The organism is Natrinema sp. LN54, from assembly GCF_052439245.1.
Taxonomy (GTDB): domain Archaea; phylum Halobacteriota; class Halobacteria; order Halobacteriales; family Natrialbaceae; genus Natrinema; species Natrinema versiforme_A.
Genome location: NZ_JBQVRP010000001.1, coordinates 156,218 through 176,206 on the forward strand (window position 1 = coordinate 156,218; position 19,989 = coordinate 176,206).

Consider the following 19,989-nt stretch of genomic DNA (forward strand, 5'->3'; position numbering starts at 1 on the left):
AATCGGTGCGATTACGAATCGCACCCTCGTGACGCGATCAGTCGTCGTCAGAGGCCACGTCGGCCGCGGGGCCGTCGCCGGCCCCGCGGGCCATCTGGATGTTGTCGTAGCCGATCTTGAACAGCGACAGCGCCAGTCCGATGAGGACGGCGATGATCGCGAGCTGGACGACCGCCGAGGCCTGTCCGAGCAGTTCGGTCTCCGCGTCGGCGGTGATGCCGAGCAGTCGCCCGCCGAGGATCTGATAGAGCCCGGTCCAGGTGAGGCCGATGACCGTGATGAATCCCATCAACGCCATCGGGCCGCCCGTGGAGAGCAGTTGCTTGGACTGGCTCCAGTTAGCCAGCCAGACGGTGCCGGTCAGCAGCGCCAGCGACGCCAGCAGCTGGTTCGCGCCGCCGAACAGCGTCCAGAGGTCCTCCCATCGACCGCTGCCGAGCAGGAAGAACGCGACGATCGCGATGATGGACGTGTTGACGTAGCGGTTGGCCGCGTACTGCTCGACGGTCGTCTCCGGCGTCCCGACGATCTCCTCTAACATGTATCGGCCCAGTCGAACGGCCGTGTCCATGCTCGTCAGCAGGAAGCTCGCGAGTACGAGCGCCATGAACGGCGCGGCGTACTCGAACGGGATCCCGAGCGCGGTGAGCAGTGCGCCGCCGCCGGTCGCGAAGTTGGGCAGCGCGAGGCCGATCCCGCCGCTACTTTCCGGAAGCGCGACGACAGTCACCGCACAGAGCGCGACCGCTGCCAGTAGGCCCTCGGCGAGCATGCCGCCGTAGCCGATCAGTTTCGCGTCGGTTTCCTTGTTCAGCTGCTTGGCCGTCGTCCCCGACGAGACCAGCGCGTGGAAGCCGCTGATGGTCCCGCAGGCGATCGTCAGGAACAGCAGCGGGAACAGCGGCATGAGCGGGATCATCTCCGCGAGTGGCCCGCCTTGTCCGAGGAAGCCGTACCAGGCGCCGGTCGTGATCTCGAAGTTCAGCGCGGAACCGGTTTCGGGGTGGACCGCGTCGCTGCCCATCCCGGTGATGAAGGTGCCGACGATGACCGCGAGCAGGCTCCCGCCGACCCCCGCGTACAGGAGGAACGACGAGAGGTAGTCGCGCGGCTGCAACAGCATCCACACCGGCAGGATGCTGGCGGCGGCCCCGTAGAGGAGCATCACCAGCACCCACGCGCCGATGTTCGCGCTGTCGAGCAGCGCCGGGAAGAACGCCGTCGAATCGAGCAACACGGTCGTTCCGCTGGGGTAGTCGCCGGGAACGATCGCGAGCGGATACTGGATGCCGACCCAGACCGACGCGAAGACGCCGCCGACGAAGACGACCGTCCCAACCGAGAACGGGAGGTTTAGCTGGTAGAGCCAGACCCCGAAGACGAACGCGAGCGTGACGTACAGCAGGCTCGCGGTCGCCGCCGACGGATACGCGTTCAGTACGACCCCGATGACCAGCGCGAACACCGCGACGACCAGAATCGTCAGCAGGAACGCGAACCACAACAGCATGTCCTTGCCGCGTTCGCCGACGTACTCGCCGATGATGTAGCCGATCGACTTCCCCTCGTGTCGCAGGCTGCTCGACAGCGAGACGAAGTCGTGGACCGCACCCAACAGCGGGTTGCCGATAGCGACCCACAGTACGGCCGGCACCCAGCCCCAGACCAGTGCGGCCGTAATCGGACCCACCACGGGTGCCCCGCCCGCGATACTCGAGTAGTGATGCCCCAGTAGCACCGGCTTCTTCGCCGGTACGTACTCCTGTCCGTCCTGGTACTTGTGTGCTGGCGTCTCTCGACTGTCGTCTAACCCCACGAACTGTGAGAGATATCGTCCGTACGCCACGTACGAGACGGTAAACGTCACCAGCACCAGTGCGACGATCCAAATTACACCTGCCATGTTACTAACTCCCTAGCGATGCGTTGCACGGGACAACCATAAATATAATTCATTGTATTTCGGACTAGGTCTGAACGATTTTTCATTCCTCCCTCTATTGATTTGAGAATATAATATATACGTCACGAGCGATGCTGAATCTACCGCGGGTTCCCGCCGACACCGAGTTTCCCTGTCCCAATCGCGACGGTCGACTCCGTTACGTCGTCGGCGCTCGATCGCCGTCTTCGACCTCGATCTCGAGGTCGGCGGCGACATCCTCGAGAATGCTCCCGCGGACCTCCTCGACGCGGGTTTCGATCGTCGCGGCGATCGGCACGTCGAACTCGCGTTCGATCCGCTCGAGGCGGTCGCGTTCGGTCGCGACCCGCTGGCGGAGATAGCGCGCGCCCCGGCCGTTTTCGTCGGGATCGGGCTCGGGCGAGAGGCGGTTGACCACGAGTCCCCGGATCGGCAGGTCGGCCTCCGCGAGCGTCTCGACCGACCGGCGCGTCTCCCGGATCGAGAGTTCGTCGGGGTTCAAGACGAGGTAGAACGCGGCGTCCTCGCGCAGCACCTCCCCGGCGAACTCGAATCGCTCCTTGCGCTCCCGCAAGCGCGCGAGGATCGGATCGCCCTCCATCACGCGGCGCGGTTCGTTGTTGCCGATCGCCGCCTTCTCGAAGCGGTCGATGCTGCGCTCGCGTTTGTCCATCAGCCGATCGATCCAGCGCTCGAGCAGTTCCGGGAGCGCGAGCAATCGGAGCGTCGACCCGGTCGGCGACGTGTCGAACACCACCCGATCGTACGGCTCGGCGTTGCGCATCACCTCGACGAATCGATCGAACAGGGCGGCCTCGTAGGCACCCGGAGTCTGATGGGCCATCTCGAGTTGGATGTCGACCTCGTTGACCATCGTCGCGCTCAGTTGGGAGCCGAGTTGCTGTTTGAGCTCCGAGAGGTGGTCCTGGACTTCCCGATCGGGGTCGATCTCCATCGCCGAGAGCCCGTCATAGCCCTCGACCGGCCGCGGCTCGTCGCCAAACTCCTGGTCGAACACGTCGGCGGTGCTGTGGGCCGGGTCCGTCGAGACCACCAGCGTCTCGAGGCCCGCATCGACGCACTCGAGGGCGTAGGCGCTCGAGACGGTCGTCTTGCCGACGCCGCCCTTGCCGCCGAAGAAGGTAAACTCCGTCATCAGAAGTGGTACTGGTGGCCCTTACGCTCGATCACGGACTGCCGGTCCCACATCCGTCGTTCCCACGCTTGATACTCGTCCTCGAGGAAGGGGAGGAGTTCGGCCGTGTAATAGGAGACTGGCGAGGGGATGCCGAAGGCGTCGGGGAAACACGCCAGCATGAACGCGTCCTCGAGGTCCTCCGCTTCGGCCTCGATCTTCTCGTAGGCGGGGTGGGCGATCATCCCGTGATAGAGCCCGCGGAGCCACTCCTCGAGCGTGGCCCGGAACGTCGCGATCCGATCGGCCAATGTCATCGTCAATCATGCTCAGGGCCGGAGACAAAAATATGTCGCGTCCCGGCGGTGGCCGACTCGCCGTCGCTCGGAATATCGAACCGCGAGAGCCAACAAACGCACTCCCGGTGACCGCGGGTTTCGACTCGGTTACCGCGGCGGATGCGCGTAGCCGACCGAATACTCGCCGTCGTATCGGAGCATAATGCTGCGGGCCTCGTCGGCGTCGACGGTGAACGAATCGCCTTCCTCGAAGTCGCCGTCGACCTCGTCGGCGATGTCGATCTCGGTGCGACCGTCGGTCGTCCAGACGCGAGCCTCGAGTTTCGACGCGGGGAGGGTGTCGCCGCCCTCGTGGGTGACCGTCCCCTCATCGAACGACAGCTGGATCGACGGTTCCGCTCGCGTACCGCCGATGCGGATGTCTTCGTCGCCCCAGACGGCAGTGGCGTCGGTGCCGACCGCCACGTCCTCGAGTTCGATCGTCGTCCCCGAGCTAACGGTGTCGTACTCGTCGGCCCATTGCGTGGCCGCCGGCTCGTCGTCGATCAGCAGTTCGTACTCCGCGGCCGACCGCTCGGTCTCGTCTTCGAACTCGACGGTCGCCGAGAGCGTCTCGTTCTCGTAGTCGTACTCGAAGCGCACGTGGCCCGGCGGTCGGATACGGGTGCGAGCGATGCTGTCCTGTCGGCTCGCCCCGTCCCAGCAGACGAGGACGGTGTCGCCGGGTTGGACGTCCTCGAGTGTCGTCTCGTCACCCGAACTCATCGTTCCGCTCCACGGCTGCGTCGTCGTTTTCGGCTCGGGGCCGTCCTCGTCGAGTCGGTATCGCGGCTGTTCGTCGTAGGCGACGAGCGAAACCTCGTCGCCGTCGAGCGGGAACTCGTCTACGTACTCGACGGCGAGCGTCTCGGTCTCGATATCGTAGTCGAACTCGAACTGGAACCGGCTGAGGATCCTCGTTGAACTCGAACTCGTGCCGAGTTCGTGATCGTGTGTGATCGTGACAGACTGGTTCGGTTCGACGTCGTCCATGTCGATGACGATCGTGTCGCCCTCTTCGAGGGTGCCGTGGCCGTCGGCCCAGATATCACGGTCGTACTCCTCGTCGCCGACCTCGAGCGTGAGGTCCTCGATCGGAGTCGGGTCGCCGCGCCCGACTTCGATCTCGAGGTAATCGTCCTCGAGATCGAAGTCGCGTTCGGCCCGGAGGAATCCGGGACTGTCGTGTTCTCTGACCGCCCGTTCGGCCGCGAGATCGCGCTCGACGGAGATGGTGACGAGAGCGCCGTCGGTTTCGACCGTCGGCTCGCCCGTCGTCGCGGTGTACGCCAGTTCGCCTTTGAGCGTCTCGATCAGTTCGTCGGTGACATCAGAGGCGTCCTCGAATTCGACCCCGACGTTCATCTCGAGGGTGTCCGGATCGAGTACCGTGATCGCTCGGACGATGTATTCGACGGTAACGTCGTCCATGGAATCGGGGGCCTGAGCGCTGTTGCCGGTCTGGACGGTGTAGCCGGCACGGCCGCCGTCGAAGAGGCCGAACCCCTTCTTGAGGGAGGATTCGGCGGCCAGCAAGCGCTCGGTTTCGCCCGCCTTCGCGGCGAACGCGTCGTCGATCGTGTCGTCGTCTTCGGCGATGACGGCGAGCGTCTCGGTGACGGCGGCGACCGTTTCCTCGGTCTCCCGGTATTCGTACTCGACGCCGCCGTCGGTCTCGCGAGTCTCGGCGTCGCCCTCGAGGTCGAACTCACCGGCGAGGACAATGATCGGCCGCGAAAACTCGCTGCCTCCGCTGTCGTAGACGTAGACCTGTTTCGAGACGGATTCGGCGTCGATCTCGAACCGTCCGGTGGACGGAGTGCGTTCGTAGGGTTCGTCGGCTTTCCGTCGGCGCTCGTAGTCCGTCGCCATCACCATCATCGAGTCCGTCGCGACCGACGCCGGGAGATAGTCGAGGAGCCCATCGAGCGACGGTAACTCGGCGTCGCTACCCGTCTGTGTGGTCGTCGCGCCGGCGGCGCTTCCTACCATCGCGGCGGTGATCGTCGTGCCGATGCCACCGAGGAGGGTACGGCGGGGACACTGCTTCATACGAGCCGATTTTATTCCCGACATTACAAGTAGGTTTTCATTACTTTCCCATTCAGTAACTACTTCACCGGGGAACGGTAGTGGGGACGACGTACGTTCCGCGAGCCGACAGCCCCGACCTCGAGGCGACGCTTCTTGCCCCTCGAGTCACAACCCATCCCTATGCAATCGCCGATTCCGGTGACCGTCCTCTCGGGGAGCCTCGGGGCGGGAAAGACGACGCTGCTCAATCACCTTCTGCGGACCGCCGACCGCGACCTCGCGGTACTCGTAAACGACATGGGCGCGGTCAACGTCGACGCCGAACTCGTCGCGGAGGGCTCGGATCTCGACGTCGAGGGCGGCGTCGCCGAACTCTCGAACGGCTGTATCTGCTGTGAACTCCAAGACGACCTCGAGACGGCGGTCGTTCGGCTGGCCCGCGAACGGGAGTTCGATCACCTGCTCGTCGAGTCCTCAGGTATCTCGGAGCCCGCGCCGGTCGCCCGACTCTTTACCACGTCCTCGCGCGTGGCCGCCAGCTACGATCTCGACGCGCTGGTGACCGTCCTCGACACGCGGCTGTTCCTCGATACCTTCGCCGGCGACGAGGTTCCCGAGCGCCGCGGAGAGACTGGCGATGCCGATCGCCCGCTCTCGGATCTGGTGATCGAACAGCTCGAGGTCGCGAATCTGGTCCTGCTCAACAAGACGGATCTCTGTACCGAGACGGAACTCGAGCGGGCGGACGCCCTCGTCCGCGCGCTCCAGCCGACCGCCGAGACGATCCACACGACGTTCAGCGAGGTCGACCCGGATCGCATACTGGGCGTCGACCTGTTCGATCCCGGCCGGACGGGCGAGTTGGCTGGCTGGCAGCGGGCGCTGGGGGCGGACCGCGACGCCGAGCACGGAGACGAGCCGCACGGCCACGACGATCACGGTGACCACGACGACCACGGCCATCGCCACCCGGACGAGGTCTACGGCGTCGACTCGTTCGTCGTCCGGGAGCGCCGCCCGTTCCATCCCGAGCGCTTCGCGTCGTTCCTCCGAGACCTCCCCGACGATATCGTCCGATCGAAGGGGACGGCGTGGATCGCCGGCCGCGACGTGAAAGTCGATATCGCTCAGGCCGGCCCGTCAGTTCGTGCGACCGTCCGTGGGCCGTGGATCGACGCCCTCCCCGAGGTCCAGCGGGACCTGTACCGCTCCAATCGACCCGACCTCGAGTGGCACGACGACCACGGCGACCGCCGGACGGAACTGGTCGTCATCGGTACCGACCTCGCGGCTCACGAACCGACGCTTCGCTCGCGACTCGAGGACTGTCTGGTCACCGACGACGAGTGGGAGCGAGCCGACGAGTTGCCGAACCCGTTCCCGAGCGAGGACGACGAGGATGTCGTACTTCGCGAGCCCTGATCACTGCCGCTGCCCGCGCTCACCGCTCCGTACTCCGACTCCGTCTCCGCCGCTCGTTCCATCCCACCACAACCGTCAGCCGAGTTCGGTCTCGATCGTCTCGAGCGCCCCCTCGAGTTCGCCGTTGCGTTTCCACGCGGCGATCCGATCGCCGAAGGGCAGCGGCGCGGCGAGTTCGACCGCCGACCGGATCGTCACCCGAGTCCGCCGGTCGTCGATCGGCTCGTACTCGAGCCACGTCTCCATGTGAGAGAAGGGGCCGTGTTCGCCCTCCTGTGTGTAGTACATCGCGTCGTCGCGGTCCTCGAACCGCAGCGGAAGTCGGATTCCGGGACCGCTGGCAACGACGATCGTGGCGTCGGCTCCCTCCTCGACGCTCTCGACCGCGAAGCTCCCCTCGGCTTCGACGATCGCCGCCGGCTCGAGCCACGCCGACAGGTCGGCCGCGGCCACCTCGAGGACTCGCGACGCCGTCACCTCGCGCATAGTGACCCCGTGCCGCCGAACCACTATAAAAACCGCCGTCCCGGCGGGATCGTTCCCGACGAGACCGCCGACACTGGTCTCGACGCGGCCAACACGGCAGGTCGCCGCTGCGGGTCGCCGGTGTCGCGCACGGAAACCACTAAGTGACCCACGTCCCCCTCTCTTCGCATGGCCGAACCCGACGGCGAGCCGGACGACGGACTACAGGAAGGGCTCGAGTCCTCGCAGGGCGATCCGCGCGTCTTGCTCCTCCTGAACGCCGTCCTCTCGACGCTGTTCGCCGCGATGTTCGTCTGGGGGGCGGACCTCATCGGTGCGCTCGTATTCACGCCGGTCACCGTCGCAGCGGTGGCTCTCGCCGTCTTCGTGCTCACCCACGTCGTCACGCGGCCCTGACCGGTCGTCGTGAGGGGCCGATCGACGCGGCGATAGCGGGGTCCGGCGATACCGTCGCGAGGCGACAGGTTCTCATCGCAGGCCCGCTACAGTTTCGATAATGAGTATGCGGCAGCTGTCCGCCTACCGGCCGACCAAACCCGACGTCGCAGTGTTCGTCTCCGGCGTTGCCAGCATGGGACTGGAGATTCTCGCGGGCCGGATCATCGCCCCCCAGTTCGGAAGCAGCATCTACACGTGGGGAAGCATCATCACCGTCTTCCTCACCGCGCTGAGTCTCGGCTACTGGCAGGGCGGGAAGCGGGCCCAGACGGCGTCGAACCGCCGAATGAGTTGGATCCTGCTGGGAACGGCGGGTTACGTCGCCATCGTGGTCTACGCGAGCGACCAACTCCTGCTCTCGGCCTCGGCGATGCCGCTGCCGGCCCGATACGCCTCGTTGCCGGCCGTCCTCATCCTCTTCGGTCCCCCGACCTACCTGCTCGGGTTCATCAGCCCCTACTCGGCCGAACTCTCGATGAAGGAGGGGACCGGCGAGGCGTCGGGCCACGTCTACGCGCTCGGGACGATCGGGAGCATCGTCGGCGCGGGCGCGACGACGTACCTCCTCATCCCCGTGCTCGGCATCGACATGATCGGCCTCCTGTTCGGGTTCGTCCTCGTCGGCACCGCATTCGCGCTCACGCTCCCCGCAGTCACATCGAAACCAGCGGCTGCCAGCGTCGCCATCGCCGTGTTGCTCGTCGTCGCGGCCGGCCTCGGCCCGATCGCGTTCGACCACCGCGGCGACGTCGTCTACCAGACCCAGACGGCCTATCAGGAACTCGAGGTCATCGACGACGGCGATACCCGGACGCTGTATCTCGACGGGGCCCGCCACAGCGCGATGGACCTTGAGGACCCCGACCGCCACGTCTTCGAGTACACGCGGTTCTTCCACCTGCCCATGCTGATGGTCGACGATCCGGACGAGGTCGAGAACGTGTTGTTCATCGGCGGGGGCGGGTACACCGGGCCGAAGGACTTCGAACGGAAATACGACGTCAACGTCGACGTCGCCGAACTGGATCCCGAAGTGTCGCAGGCAGCCAAGGACTACTTCGATCTCGAGGAGGGCGATAACATGACCGTCCACACGGAAGACGGGCGGCAGTTCCTCCGAGATACCGACACGACCTACGACGTGATCGTCCTCGACGCCTACCAGAAGGATCAGGTCCCGATTCACCTGACCCAACTCGGATTTATGGAGTTGGCCGAGGAGCGACTGACCGAGGACGGCGTCTTCCTCGCGAACGTCATCGCCGCACCCAGCGGCGCCGGCTCGGAGTTCTACCGCGCCCAGTACAAGACCATCGACGAGGCGTTCGCGTCGACCTACAGCTACCGGACGTCGAACTGGGACTCGGTCCAGAACATCGAGGTCGTCGCGACGAAAGACAACACCGACTTCACCGACGCCGAACTCGCCGAGCGAAACGAAAACCGCGACCTCGGGATCGACCTGAGCGGCGAGGTCAACGCCTCCCTCTCCGAGCCGGAGACCGACGACGTGCCGGTGCTGACCGAGGACCACGCGCCGGTCGACAGTCTGCAGGCGTCGACGGTCGGACAGGAGTACGTCATCGAACAGACGGACGACGAGGAGACGAGCCCGGAACCCGCGTCGATCGCGGCGGGCTCCTCACCCGCACTCGCGCGACCCGCGCCGGAACCGGGCGGACCGGGACTCGAGTCGGGAGCGACCGATCCGGCGGCCGTCGGCCCGGTGGCAACGGAACCGGCGTCGCCGTAGCCGGTCGCCGCGGCTACGGAGCCATGACGACGCAGAACGGGTGCGCCGGTCGCTTCTCAGTCGGATAGCGTCTCAGACTCGAGCGGCGTCGCCGTCCGCCAGTAGTGGTCCAGCGAGTCCTCGGCCCACGAGCGGACGGCGTCGTCGTCGGTGTCGACGGAGGCGCGGAGAATGCCGTTCTCGTCGCGCAAGAGCAGGTAGACGACCTCGTCGACGATCATGATCGCGATCGGCACGCCCTCCTCGCGGACCCGGATTTCGGCGTCCTCGGCCGCGAGCAGGGCCTCGAGTTGCCCGCGGAGCGCCGAGTCGTCGGCGAGGGCGTCGATCGCGCTGCGGCCGAACACGCCTCGAAAGCGCTGCTCGCCGGCGGTCACGCGCTCTCGGACGACGCGCAGCGTCTGTTCGTTGAACGTGTGCGAAAACGTCCGGACCTCGACGCCCTCCCGAAGGAATCCGAGCAACCGGCTCAGCGGCGCGTTCGGCCGCGTCCCGCTGGGGACGGTGATCGTCGCGTCCGAGAGCCGCCGGAGGTCGAAGTCCATCGCGTGCGTGGGCAGGTAGTCCACGATATCCCGGAGCCTGCCCTCGGTCTCGAGGATCTCCTGTAAGTCGGTAAACCCCTCCGCGACGAGCCGTCCGGTCGCGGTCGCGACGTACTCGCTGCCGTCGTGTCTGATCCACGATCGGTCCTCGAAATCGCCGAGAATCCGGCCCAGCGTGGCCTGCGAGGCGCCGGTCGCGTTCGCGAGGTCGGTCCGCGTCCGTCGTTCCTCGGCGAGCAGCCTGAGCACCTCGACCCGGTTCGACGAGAGTGCGAGGAACTCGATCTCCTCGAGCGCCGATTCCATACGGACAGTCGTCGCCGCTGTGGTAAATCGTTTTCGCAGTGTGAAATTATTTCACGGTCTGCAGCGGTATCGCGGCTTCCAGCAGTTTCTCGGCTCGCCGACCTTTCTTACTATGAAATATTTTCTGAACGAAACTATAAACCCGTAGCTCGTACGGTGTAGTACGATGATTTTCGCTATCCCCGCGTCGGCCGAGATCGGTCCGGCGCACACGGTTCGAACGGAGGTGACGGCGTAGATGGTTTCCCGCCGCATCGCCGTTTTCTTCGCCCTCTCGAGTCTGTTCTTCGGCGGCACCTTCGTCGCCGCGAAGGCCGGACTCGCGTACTTTCCGCCGCTGCTGTTCGTCGCCTTCCGGTTCGACATCGCCGCGGTCGTCATGCTTGCCTACGTCGGTCTGACCTCGTCGCGATCGGAACTGCTGCCGCGGACCAGCGGTGACATCGGCGCGATCCTCGCGACCGGCGTCCTCGCGATCGGGCTGACGAACGCCTTGCTGTTCGTCGGCCAGCAGTACGTCACGAGCGCCGTCGCCTCGATCATGTACAGTCTCAACCCCATCATGACGCCGGTGTTCGCCGCGTTCCTGCTCTCCGACGAGCGCCTCTCCGCCCGCGGCGCGGCCGGCATGGGACTGGGCCTGCTCGGCGTCGCCCTCGTGGTCAGCCCCGATCCCGCGAACCTGCTCGGCGGTGCCGTCGGCAAGGGCATCCTCTTCGCCGGAGCGATCGCCGCCGCGCTCGGGGCCGTCCTCATCCGCCGGGCCGACAGCGACCTCTCGAGTACGGTCCGCGTCGCGTGGGGCCTGCCGTTCGCCGCCGCGCTGTGTCACCTGCTGGCCTGGTCCGGCGGCGAGTCGACGGCCGCGATCACGTGGAGCGCCGAAGCGGCTCTGGCGCTCGGCTACGTCAGCATCTTCGCCGGCGTCCTCGCCTACATCGCCTACTTCGGCCTCATCGACACGGCCGGCGCGATCCGCGCGAACCTGATCTTCTACGTCGTGCCCGTCGTCTCGACGCTCGGCGGCTGGGCGCTGCTCGACGAGACCATCGACGCGATGGCCGTCGTCGGCTTCCTGACGATCTTCGCTGGCTTCGCGGTGCTTGGCAGCAAGTCGATCGACGTTCGCTCGCTGCTCCCGACCGGTCCCGCCGACCCGCCGCTGGCAGACGACGAATCGGCGGTCAGGGAGGAACCGCGGGGCTACCGCTCGGACTGACGGGATTAGAACAGCGACAGCTCGCCGGTCACGCTGTCGACCCGGTCGTCCGCTGCCGGGCCGACCGCCAGCGCGGTGACAGTTCCCGGCTCGAGTTGGGTGTGGCCGGCGTCCCGGATCACGGCGCTCGGGATCCCCTTCCGCTCGGCGATTTCGGAGAGTTCGTGGAGCTGCCGTTCGCTCTGGCCTTTCAGGACGACCTTCTTCTGTCCGCCCTGTTTCCACTGGTCCTGTAACTGTTTGTCCGCCTTCTCGTAGGCCGACAGCGACGCGTGAGCGACCTGTGCGGCGAGCTTTCCCTGCCCCATCCCGATGTCCGTACGGGCGACGATGGCCTGTTTCATGGCCGACTCGAGGACGGGGACACCTTTAGCCGTGACTATCTCCGCGGCGAAAGCGACGACGGGTCGGCGAGTAGCCGTTCATCCGGTGAGATTTCGTCCGCCAGAGACGCGCGTTCCAACTGCGCGACCACCGCTTTCGCTACTCGCGTCGGGTGAACCGGCCGCGGTCAGTGAACGATCTCGCAGTCTCGAAGGAGTTTGCGCTCCGTCCGCGTCGCCTCCGGGCCGGCCTCGACGAGAGTCGGCTCGTCGATCGACTCCGAAAACCGATCGGGATCGGGCTCGACGCGCTCGAGCAGTTCCGAGAAGACCGAGCCGCGGCGGCCGCCCGCCGAGACGACGCCGCCGTACTTGCGCTCCTCGAAGGACGTCTCGTCGGGACCGGGGAACTCCTCGCGGATGATCTCGGCGGTCTCGCTGAGGTAGTCGGCGGCCTGTTTCTGGGAGTACAGGCTCTCCTCGTAGTAGGTCTCGGTGTATTCGTCGTCGAGGTCCTCCGAACAGTGGGCCGGCGATTCGTAGCGGACCGATTCCGCCGTCGTGTACCCGCTGGCGAACCGCATGTTGAGGGTGAAGCTGTCCGGATAGCGGAGTATCAGCGGGGAATACAGCATGTCGGTGATCGTGACCTGCTGTTGTGCCCGCCACGCCCCCTCGAAGTAGTACGCGGCCAGCGCGCCGATCCGGTCGTCTCGCTCACCGCGGTGATACGCCATCGCGACCTCCTCGTAGTTCTCCCCGACAGTCCGTCGAAGCCGCCGCTGGAACGTCTCGGCGATGCGATCGCGTTCCGCTTCGTAGGCGTCTAACACTGAGACGTCCGAGTCGGCGAACAGCGCCGCTTTCCGCTCTCGAGCGGCCGCCACGTTCATCATGTTCTCGTGGAACACGCGCTCGGCCTCCCGATCGGGAAGCGGTATTCTGACGGCCTGCTGATGCAGAACCCGCGTGTCGCCGTGGAACCGGTCCTGCTCCCCATCCATGCGGCGGCCTTCGTGATACAGCGTTATAATCGGTTAGGCCGTCCGATCGAGAATTTCAATGCGTTCACACGAGACGGCGACCTGCGCGATCGGTCGGTCGCGGCCGACCGACGGGTCGCGCTCGGACCGAGGAATTTAGGGCCCCGTGCTCGCTCCTACTCCGTATGATCCTCTCCGACGCGGACATCCTCGAGCGCCTCGAGGCCGGCGATCTCGTCGTGGAACCGTTAGACGATCCGGAACTGCAGATCCAGCCCGCGAGCGTCGATCTGCGGCTGGGCCGTGAGTTCCTCGAGTTCCAGCGGACGAACATCCCTTGTATTCACCCGAACACCGAAGACGAGGTCGACGAGTACGTCACCGAGACGATCGTCGACGAGGACGACGATTTCATCCTCCATCCCGGCGACTTCGTGCTCGGGACGACCCACGAGCGCGTCGAGATCCCAGCGGACCTGATCGCCCACGTCGAGGGGCGCTCCTCGCTCGGCCGACTCGCCGTCGTCGTCCACGCCACGGCGGGTCTCTGCGACCCCGGCTATCGGGGCCAGATCACGCTCGAGCTGTCGAACCTCGGCTCCGCACCGGTCGCGCTCACGCCCGGCATGCGCATCTCGCAGCTCACGTTCACCGAGCTCAAGTCGCCCGCGGAGCGACCCTACGGCAGCGAACGCGGCTCGAAGTATCAGGACCAGGACGGCCCGCAGGCCTCCCGTATCCAGAGCGACGACGAGTTCGGCGGCGACCAACTCGAGCGCGAGGACTGACGACGACCGGCGCGCGGGGTGAACACGCCGGCAGGGAGTTCAACCGCGGGTCGTTCGTAGCCGCGGGCACTGATTGGAGATGTCTCTCGCGAACTACGAACTTCACGAGCGGCTCGACCGCCTCGCGTCCGCGTCGGCCGACCGCGACGTGCTCGTCACGCTGACCGTCGCGCCCGAGGAATCGATCGGCGAGGCCCGCCAGCCCGTCGAAACCGACTACGCCGAGGCGACCCAACTCGACGAGCAGTCGATGGCCCAGCCGCTCGTCGACGCCCTCGAGGCGGTCCGGAGCCGCCTGAACGAGTACGACGAGGTGCCCGAGACCGGGCTGGCGATCTACGTCGGCGTCGTCGACGGCGACCTCGTCGCCGCGACGTTCGACGACCTCCCGGTCCCGATCGACGAGTCCAGATACGACCACGCGAACGAGTTCGCCCTCGAGCCCCTCGAGGCGGTCACGGAGCCCGAATCGACCTACGGCCTGCTCGTCGTCGAGCGCGGCGGGGCCGCGCTGGGCCGGCTGGACGACGAGGGCGTCGAGCCGATCGAGCGCTTCGACAGCGACGTGCCGGGAAAGTCGAGCGCCGGCGGGCAGTCGGCCGAGCGGTTCGAACGCGACCGCGAACGCCAGAAGCGTGACTTCTTCGACGAGGTGGCCGACCGGGCCGAAATGGAGTTCGTCGACGGCGACCCGATCGACGGCGTCCTCCTCGGGGGCACCACGGGCACCGTCGAGGACTTCCGCGAGGAGGCCGACCTCGACCACCGGCTCGAGGACCGCCTCGTCGGTGAGTTCCCCGTCGAGTACGCCTCCGAGCAGGGACTCCGCCAACTCGCGGCCAAGGGCGAAAGCGAGATTTCGGAGCGCGATCGCGGGGACGTCCGCGACGCGCTCGGGACGTTTTTCGAAGCGGTCCGTGACGACGGCGACCCCGTCGCCTACGGCGCAGACGAAGTCGACGACGCACTCGAGTACGACGCGGTCGAGACCCTGTTGCTCTCGACGGGGATCGAAGGGCGCGAGCTACAGACGTTGGGTGACCGAACCGCGGAGCAAGGCGGCGAGACCGTCGTCGTTCCGGACGACTTCCCGGACGGCAGCCGCTTCCGTGACGCGTTCGACGGCGTCGGCGCACTGTTGCGGTTCCCGATCGATTGACAACAGGTCAGACCGGCTGCGGTCTCCGAAATCGACTGGCTGTTGCAGGCACCACCGGCTTGCCTCGAGTCCCGGTAGCCGACGATATGTGCGCCACGTTTTCGGAAGACGACGTCGACAAACCCGTCGAGAACGCCGCCGGCGAGGAGGTCGGGGTCGTCGCGGCCGTCGAGGGGGACATCGCCCGCGTCAGGCCGGACCCGTCGGCCGTCGAGTCGATCAAGTCCTCGCTCGGCTGGGAGAAGGGTGCCGAGGAGCGGATCATGCTCGACCGGGAGTCCGTTCGCGAAATTACTGGCGACGCGATCCGACTCGAGGGCGGGCTTCCGATCCGGGATGACTCGACGACCGACGCCGGTGCCGAGCGCGACGGATCGTCCTCCGACGGACCGGAGACGGAACCCGCGGGCAGCATGAGCGGGATCGACGAGACTGAAATATCCGAGGATATGGCCGACGATGACGGCCTGCGTACGGCCGAAGAGATGGACCAGATCGAGGAACGGAGTCGCGGGATGGAAGCCGATCCGACCGAACTGGCCGACCGCGATCCGCAGTTCTCGTCGGGGTCGGCTGGCGACGACGACAGCCGATCCGATGCGACGGTAGACGTCGACGAGAACCCACAGCGGACGGACGCGACCGTCGATCCCGGAGAGGATGCAGACCGGACCGACGCCGCAGTGGACCCGGACGCGCTCCGCGAGACGGAGTCGACCGATCGAGGGCCGACGACCGAGGACGGTGCACGAGGGCTCGCGGACGACCCCGAAACGGAGTCGCTGACGGACGCCGAATCCGAGTCCGCATCCGGTTCCGACGAGAGCGGGGACGAGTAGCGTCCAAAACTCGCGTCGACACCGGATTCGTTTCCGCGCTCGCCGTGGCTCGCCGGGTGGCCTACTAAGACGCTCCTCGTGATACGCACACCAGCTATGAACTGGAGAGGCGAGGGCGACGGCGACGGCGTCGAGGGCGTCGACGTCGCCGGCCCATCGGATGCACAGTCGATCGTGTTCGTCCACGGCGCGATGTTCACGCGGAAAATGTGGCTGCCCCAGCAGCGGGAACTCTCCGAGGAGTATCACACCGTCGCGCCCGATTTGCCGGGTCACGGGACCCGCGCCGGCAAGCCGTTCCGGATGGCCCCGGCGATCGACGTCCTCGAGGACGTGTTCGAGACCCACGTCGACGGCTCGGCGGTGCTCGTCGGGCTCTCGCTGGGCGGGTACGCGGCGACCGAGTACGCCTACCGCAATCCCGGCGACGTCGACGCGCTGGTGCTGTCGGGTAGCAGCGTGAACCCGGTGAACACGATGGCGCTCGGTACGCGACTGACCGGCGGTTTGACGCGACTCCTGACCAAACCCGACCTCGGGAAACGCGCCGGCGAGAAGCTCGCGACGCGCTGGGTTCGAAACCGCGATCTCCCGCCGGACATCGAGCGGGAGATCATCGACTCGGGCTTCTACCCGAAGCAGTTCGGCGACGCGGGCCCGGACATCGCGGGCGTCGATTTCCGGGCGAAGCTCTCGAGCTATCCCGGGTCGACGCTGATCCTCAATGGGGAGAACGACAAACTCATGCGACGCGGCGAGCAGGCCCACGCCGGCGCGGCGCGGGACGGCCGCGTCGAAGTCCTCGCCGGTGCCGGCCACATCTGCAACCTCCACCGCCCGGCGACGTACACGGACCGGGTGCGACGGTTCGTCCGACAGGCCGTCCCCACACGGCAGTAATCGGCGACGACAACGCTACTCGGCGACGCTACGCAGCGAGCGACTCGGTGACGGCCCCGCTTGAGCGGCGCGGCCGTTCCGCTCACGGGTGCCGTAAAGCGGCGGCCGAGTCGCTGTGAGAGACTGATACTCGCGAGGAACTCGGACTCGAGTCCGGAACGGAACTCGGGCGCAAAATGGGAGCCGACGGACGGGACCGCTCTCGCTGTGCGCGATCAGGAGCGCCGGTCACCGATCAGGTTCCGAACGCGGCCCGGAATCCCGAGCAGGGAGATGCCGAAGCCGAACAGGACCATCAGGACGTAGACGCCGAGCGTCGAGGTCCAGACGACGATCATCGCGAGGATCGCCCAGATTCCCTCGAGGAAGTAGAACGCGGCGATCGACATCGCCGTCCCGTACAGCAAGACGAGGTACGGTCCCCAGTCGTGGGCGTGGCCGCGCCGCACGCGGCGTCGGACGTAGCGTTTCAACTCGCCCTCGAGGGATTCCTTTCGAACGGTCCTGTTCTCGACGTCGTCTTCGAAGGAATCCACGCGGTCGCGCAGCCGCTCGATCTCCTCGCGGAGCACCTCGGGGTCGCCCGAACGATCGCGCGTTCGGGCGCTGGCGCTCCTCGCGGTCGCACGGTCGCTCGCGCGGTCCTCCGCGGCTCCCTCGTCGGCACCCGTAGCGTCGTCGGTCATCGCTTCTGTCGAAATCTGTCGATGTCCGGGACTTTGTAGCTGCCGATCCACTTCACGGTTGGCGAGGACCGCGTTGAGGACCGCGCCGAAGACGAGGATGATCGAGCCGATGTACAGCCAGACGAGGACGAGGAACACGGCCCCGAGCGCGCCGTAGATCGCGTACCCGGTAGCGAGACTGGTGTACAGCGAGAAGCTCTGACTCAGTGCGTACCAGCCGAGAGCGGCGACGATCGTCCCCGGAGCGGCCTCCCGGAAGCCGACGTTCGCGTCCGGAAAGATGACGTACAGCGGCAGGAACGTCGCGATGAGCCCGAGGATGACGAACAGCTGCCCGATGATCGACAGGCCGACTCCGGGAACGAACCGGATCCCCAGTTCGAGGGTCCCGACTATGACGAGGCCTGCCGAGATGCCGAGCGAGACGATCATCGCGTCCCAGACGGTGTCGAGCAGCGATTTGTCCCCCGCGGTGCCGTACACCTGCGAGAAGGCCCGATCGAGTCCGCGGAGGACCCGACTCGAGCCCCAGAGTAGCCCGAGGATGCCGACGACCGTCGCCCCCTGTCGACCGGTATCGTCGACGATCGTCTCGGCGAGCAACTCCTGGGCCGCCGGCGTGAGCACGTCGCTGACCGCGTCCGTGAGCCGCGCCGCGAGTACTTCGCCGCCGATCGACGCGGCGATCCCCAGCGCCAGTAACATGAGCGGGACGAGCGAGATGAACCCGTAGAACGCGACGCCCGCCGCGAGCAGCGTCAACTGTTCGGTCCGCGCGAGCCGGACCGCTTCTCCCGTTACCTCCAGTCCCCGTTTGCGGTCGATCACGCGCGCCCCTTCCACGCGGGCCACTATATGTAGTCTCGTCGCACAGATGCACAACGGACTCTTACACTGTGGCGCTCGCTACGGCGTCTCCGGCCCGATCGCGACTGAAACGCCGTAGTCGTTCCCTTCGACCGGCGAGTCGATGTACGGGGCCGATACGGGCCGGAGAGCCGCCGCTCGAGCCGTCGCCGGACGCTGCGATTCGAGCCAAGTATTTTCAATTGGAGAACTGATACTATCGTATGGAGCAACGACGCTGTCCGGACTGCGGCGTGACGATGAAATCGGTCCCCGTTCGCGACACCGAGGGAATGAGCCTGTCCATCGCGACGGGGAAACGCGACGGACTCCTGGGAAAGATCGGGCTGAAAAATACGACGAAACTGCAGGGCGTCTGCTGCCCGGAGTGTGGGCTCGTGCGACTGTACGCCGACCTCGAGTGACCGCTCTCGTCGACTAGCCGAGACTGTCCTCGGTCGCCGCGCGGATCTCGCCCACGCTCGCGTCCGTCTTGAACGTCGTCCCGCCGTAGTGGGCTCGAGAGGCCGCATATCCCGCCTCGCGCAGGTCGGCCAAGAAGTCGTCCATCGCGTTCGCGGGCAGCCCCCAGTTCCGACAGAGTTTGTGCTGGTCGTAGTGGGTCGGCTCGTCGAGTTCCGCCGCGAGCGTATCACAGAGTTCCCGCGCCTCCGGTGCGGTATCGAACGTATAGGGAATCTCGTCGCGGACCGCGGCGATGAACTCCGAATCTTGGACCGGTCCGAGCCAAATCGGGCCGGCAGCGAGCATCCGATTCCCGCCGCAGTGGGGGCACGTCTCGACCGGATCGGCGATCAGCCCGGGGTCGACCTCGCGGTAGAGGCAGTCTTCGCAGTGATAGCAGTGGCCTAACTCGTCGATCGCGGCGTCGGCCGCGGTGGGCTTGTGGGTCAGTTCGAGGTAGGTGCGGACGTAGTGGCTGGTCGCGTGGGTCAGGATCGGCTCGACGCCGACATCGAAGCGCGCGCCGCTGCGTGCGAGCGCCGAAATGAGGATTCGAACGCCCATTTCGGCGTGGTAGTCCGTGTTTCGGGGCACCGCGGAGTACGAGCGGACGCCGCTGTTGAAGTGGGCGCCACACAGCGGCGCGGTGTCGGTCGCGGTCACGCAGAGCAGATCGCGGCAGTTCGCGAACGCGGCGTCGGCGAAGGGCATCGGCGTCCCGTAGGGATCGAGATCGATCACGTCGAACGTCGAGTCGTGCATGAGGGCGTTGACGTCGCGGTGTTCGACGGTCGCCGCCTCGCAGTCGTTTCGCTCGAGGTTCTCGCGCGCGAGGTCGACGGCTTCCTCGTCGACGTCACAGCAGGTCACGTCCCAGCCGTCCGCGGCGGCCCGAACGCCGCGGACGCCGCTCGCGGTCATCGCGTCCAGATAGGTGGTGGCGCGGTCCTCGCGCTCGCGGTAGGCCCGCAGCGTCGCGATCGTCAGATCCCGGTTCAACTCCTGTCGCGGGTTGTAGAAGACCGCCTCCTCGATGCCCTCCGTCTGCTCGCCGGGGACCTCGAGTTCGACCCCGCCCTCGGTGACGCGCATACCACGTCTCGTCGGTACCGGGCGAAAAACGGTGTGGTCTCGGACCGCAGTCGGCGGACCGCGCTGTGAGACCATGTGGGCTCACTCGAGGCGGTCGTCGGCCGCCGGTAGGGCAATCGAGAACCTCGAGTCGCCGCCCGGTTCGGACTCGACCCGGCTGTCCCCGCCGTGGCGTTCGACGATCCGGTTCCGTTGAAGCAGACGCAAAGCCTCGACCTTTAGCGCAGGGAGGATGTCACGTTACGGAGTCGTTCCCCAGACTTTCGGCTTTTCCGTCACGTCGCCGGCTCGAGCGGGAGTCGACCGGT

At 66.5% G+C, this 19,989-nt stretch carries 19 protein-coding genes; 9 read left to right on the forward strand and 10 right to left on the reverse strand.

Annotated features, from left to right (window positions below):
* Window positions 1-37: 37 nt before the first annotated feature.
* From ACT4ML_RS00775 to ACT4ML_RS00790, 4 genes are all read right to left on the reverse strand, one after another.
* The gene (locus tag ACT4ML_RS00775; RefSeq protein WP_444719153.1) at window positions 38-1,903 is read right to left on the reverse strand and encodes a carbon starvation CstA family protein; all 1,866 of its coding nucleotides are present in this window, start codon (window positions 1,901-1,903) and stop codon (window positions 38-40) included.
* A 199-nt stretch (window positions 1,904-2,102) separates the two neighbouring features.
* The gene (locus tag ACT4ML_RS00780) at window positions 2,103-3,080 is read right to left on the reverse strand and encodes an ArsA family ATPase (protein WP_444719154.1); all 978 of its coding nucleotides are present in this window, start codon (window positions 3,078-3,080) and stop codon (window positions 2,103-2,105) included.
* Complete coding sequence (locus ACT4ML_RS00785) at window positions 3,080-3,376, reverse strand: hypothetical protein (RefSeq protein ID WP_444719155.1); 297 nt, start codon at window positions 3,374-3,376, stop codon at window positions 3,080-3,082. Before ACT4ML_RS00785 ends, ACT4ML_RS00780 begins: the two co-directional genes overlap by 1 nt.
* Before the next feature lie 129 nt (window positions 3,377-3,505).
* Entirely contained in the window at window positions 3,506-5,449 is a 1,944-nt protein-coding gene (locus ACT4ML_RS00790; protein ID WP_444719156.1) for a hypothetical protein, read from the reverse strand.
* Window positions 5,450-5,611: 162 nt separating this feature from the next.
* On the opposite strand from ACT4ML_RS00790, the gene ACT4ML_RS00795 reads away from it, so the two are divergent.
* Window positions 5,612-6,853: a CobW family GTP-binding protein gene (locus tag ACT4ML_RS00795; RefSeq protein WP_444719157.1), complete on the forward strand. Its 1,242-nt coding sequence runs from the start codon at window positions 5,612-5,614 to the stop codon at window positions 6,851-6,853.
* Between the two features lie 75 nt (window positions 6,854-6,928).
* On the opposite strand, the gene ACT4ML_RS00800 is transcribed toward ACT4ML_RS00795, so the two are convergent.
* Entirely contained in the window at window positions 6,929-7,339 is a 411-nt protein-coding gene (locus tag ACT4ML_RS00800; RefSeq protein ID WP_444719158.1) for an SRPBCC family protein, read from the reverse strand.
* Between the two features lie 168 nt (window positions 7,340-7,507).
* On the opposite strand from ACT4ML_RS00800, the gene ACT4ML_RS00805 reads away from it, so the two are divergent.
* On the forward strand, window positions 7,508-7,735 hold the full coding sequence (locus ACT4ML_RS00805; protein ID WP_444719159.1) for a hypothetical protein: 228 nt from the start codon (window positions 7,508-7,510) through the stop codon (window positions 7,733-7,735).
* A gap of 100 nt (window positions 7,736-7,835) precedes the next feature.
* A complete protein-coding gene (locus ACT4ML_RS00810; protein ID WP_444719160.1) occupies window positions 7,836-9,530 on the forward strand; it encodes a fused MFS/spermidine synthase in 1,695 nt (564 codons plus the stop codon).
* A 56-nt stretch (window positions 9,531-9,586) separates the two neighbouring features.
* Here ACT4ML_RS00810 and ACT4ML_RS00815 read toward each other — a convergent pair whose 3' ends face one another.
* Window positions 9,587-10,381: a helix-turn-helix transcriptional regulator gene (locus ACT4ML_RS00815; protein ID WP_138244334.1), complete on the reverse strand. Its 795-nt coding sequence runs from the start codon at window positions 10,379-10,381 to the stop codon at window positions 9,587-9,589.
* A gap of 238 nt (window positions 10,382-10,619) precedes the next feature.
* On the opposite strand from ACT4ML_RS00815, the gene ACT4ML_RS00820 reads away from it, so the two are divergent.
* A complete protein-coding gene (locus ACT4ML_RS00820; RefSeq protein ID WP_444719161.1) occupies window positions 10,620-11,600 on the forward strand; it encodes a DMT family transporter in 981 nt (326 codons plus the stop codon).
* Window positions 11,601-11,605: 5 nt separating this feature from the next.
* On the opposite strand, the gene pth2 is transcribed toward ACT4ML_RS00820, so the two are convergent.
* Both pth2 and ACT4ML_RS00830 read right to left on the reverse strand, forming a co-directional pair.
* Window positions 11,606-11,944 (reverse strand): peptidyl-tRNA hydrolase Pth2, encoded by a 339-nt coding sequence (gene pth2, locus ACT4ML_RS00825; RefSeq protein ID WP_138244332.1) that lies wholly within the window; start codon window positions 11,942-11,944, stop codon window positions 11,606-11,608.
* A gap of 167 nt (window positions 11,945-12,111) precedes the next feature.
* Complete coding sequence (locus tag ACT4ML_RS00830; RefSeq protein ID WP_444719162.1) at window positions 12,112-12,927, reverse strand: hypothetical protein; 816 nt, start codon at window positions 12,925-12,927, stop codon at window positions 12,112-12,114.
* 164 nt (window positions 12,928-13,091) lie between these two features.
* Here ACT4ML_RS00830 and dcd point away from each other — a divergent pair, with 164 nt between their 5' ends.
* The 4 genes from dcd (at window position 13,092) to ACT4ML_RS00850 (ending at window position 16,592) form a co-directional block, all read left to right on the forward strand.
* Window positions 13,092-13,694: a dCTP deaminase gene (dcd, locus tag ACT4ML_RS00835; protein ID WP_444719163.1), complete on the forward strand. Its 603-nt coding sequence runs from the start codon at window positions 13,092-13,094 to the stop codon at window positions 13,692-13,694.
* A gap of 79 nt (window positions 13,695-13,773) precedes the next feature.
* Window positions 13,774-14,853 (forward strand): Vms1/Ankzf1 family peptidyl-tRNA hydrolase, encoded by a 1,080-nt coding sequence (locus tag ACT4ML_RS00840; protein ID WP_444719164.1) that lies wholly within the window; start codon window positions 13,774-13,776, stop codon window positions 14,851-14,853.
* A gap of 86 nt (window positions 14,854-14,939) precedes the next feature.
* Window positions 14,940-15,692 carry a hypothetical protein gene (locus ACT4ML_RS00845; RefSeq protein ID WP_444719165.1) on the forward strand — a complete coding sequence of 251 codons (753 nt, stop codon included), beginning with the start codon at window positions 14,940-14,942 and terminating at the stop codon, window positions 15,690-15,692.
* Between the two features lie 96 nt (window positions 15,693-15,788).
* Window positions 15,789-16,592, forward strand: a complete 804-nt coding sequence (locus ACT4ML_RS00850) for an alpha/beta fold hydrolase (RefSeq protein ID WP_444719166.1) — start codon at window positions 15,789-15,791, stop codon at window positions 16,590-16,592.
* A gap of 215 nt (window positions 16,593-16,807) precedes the next feature.
* Here the strand turns inward: ACT4ML_RS00850 and ACT4ML_RS00855 are convergent, their stop codons facing one another.
* On the reverse strand, window positions 16,808-18,121 hold the full coding sequence (locus ACT4ML_RS00855) for a YhjD/YihY/BrkB family envelope integrity protein (protein ID WP_444719872.1): 1,314 nt from the start codon (window positions 18,119-18,121) through the stop codon (window positions 16,808-16,810).
* 227 nt (window positions 18,122-18,348) lie between these two features.
* Here ACT4ML_RS00855 and ACT4ML_RS00860 point away from each other — a divergent pair, with 227 nt between their 5' ends.
* A complete protein-coding gene (locus ACT4ML_RS00860; protein ID WP_138244326.1) occupies window positions 18,349-18,549 on the forward strand; it encodes a hypothetical protein in 201 nt (66 codons plus the stop codon).
* Between the two features lie 13 nt (window positions 18,550-18,562).
* Here ACT4ML_RS00860 and ACT4ML_RS00865 read toward each other — a convergent pair whose 3' ends face one another.
* On the reverse strand, window positions 18,563-19,681 hold the full coding sequence (locus ACT4ML_RS00865) for a tRNA (guanine(26)-N(2))-dimethyltransferase (protein ID WP_444719167.1): 1,119 nt from the start codon (window positions 19,679-19,681) through the stop codon (window positions 18,563-18,565).
* Between the last annotated feature and the right edge of the window lie 308 nt (window positions 19,682-19,989).

Coding starts and splice junctions, on each gene's coding strand:
- ACT4ML_RS00780 (WP_444719154.1), bottom strand. CDS start 3,080: ATGACGGAGTTTACCTTCTTCGGCGGCAAGGGCGGCGTCGGCAAGACG.
- ACT4ML_RS00865 (WP_444719167.1), bottom strand. CDS start 19,681: ATGCGCGTCACCGAGGGCGGGGTCGAACTCGAGGTCCCCGGCGAGCAG.
- ACT4ML_RS00830 (WP_444719162.1), bottom strand. CDS start 12,927: ATGGATGGGGAGCAGGACCGGTTCCACGGCGACACGCGGGTTCTGCAT.
- ACT4ML_RS00800 (WP_444719158.1), bottom strand. CDS start 7,339: ATGCGCGAGGTGACGGCGTCGCGAGTCCTCGAGGTGGCCGCGGCCGAC.
- ACT4ML_RS00815 (WP_138244334.1), bottom strand. CDS start 10,381: ATGGAATCGGCGCTCGAGGAGATCGAGTTCCTCGCACTCTCGTCGAAC.
- ACT4ML_RS00785 (WP_444719155.1), bottom strand. CDS start 3,376: ATGACATTGGCCGATCGGATCGCGACGTTCCGGGCCACGCTCGAGGAG.
- pth2 (WP_138244332.1), bottom strand. CDS start 11,944: ATGAAACAGGCCATCGTCGCCCGTACGGACATCGGGATGGGGCAGGGA.
- ACT4ML_RS00820 (WP_444719161.1), top strand. CDS start 10,620: ATGGTTTCCCGCCGCATCGCCGTTTTCTTCGCCCTCTCGAGTCTGTTC.
- ACT4ML_RS00775 (WP_444719153.1), bottom strand. CDS start 1,903: ATGGCAGGTGTAATTTGGATCGTCGCACTGGTGCTGGTGACGTTTACC.
- ACT4ML_RS00810 (WP_444719160.1), top strand. CDS start 7,836: ATGAGTATGCGGCAGCTGTCCGCCTACCGGCCGACCAAACCCGACGTC.
- ACT4ML_RS00845 (WP_444719165.1), top strand. CDS start 14,940: ATGTGCGCCACGTTTTCGGAAGACGACGTCGACAAACCCGTCGAGAAC.
- ACT4ML_RS00805 (WP_444719159.1), top strand. CDS start 7,508: ATGGCCGAACCCGACGGCGAGCCGGACGACGGACTACAGGAAGGGCTC.
- ACT4ML_RS00795 (WP_444719157.1), top strand. CDS start 5,612: ATGCAATCGCCGATTCCGGTGACCGTCCTCTCGGGGAGCCTCGGGGCG.
- ACT4ML_RS00790 (WP_444719156.1), bottom strand. CDS start 5,449: ATGAAGCAGTGTCCCCGCCGTACCCTCCTCGGTGGCATCGGCACGACG.
- ACT4ML_RS00840 (WP_444719164.1), top strand. CDS start 13,774: ATGTCTCTCGCGAACTACGAACTTCACGAGCGGCTCGACCGCCTCGCG.
- ACT4ML_RS00850 (WP_444719166.1), top strand. CDS start 15,789: ATGAACTGGAGAGGCGAGGGCGACGGCGACGGCGTCGAGGGCGTCGAC.
- dcd (WP_444719163.1), top strand. CDS start 13,092: ATGATCCTCTCCGACGCGGACATCCTCGAGCGCCTCGAGGCCGGCGAT.
- ACT4ML_RS00860 (WP_138244326.1), top strand. CDS start 18,349: ATGGAGCAACGACGCTGTCCGGACTGCGGCGTGACGATGAAATCGGTC.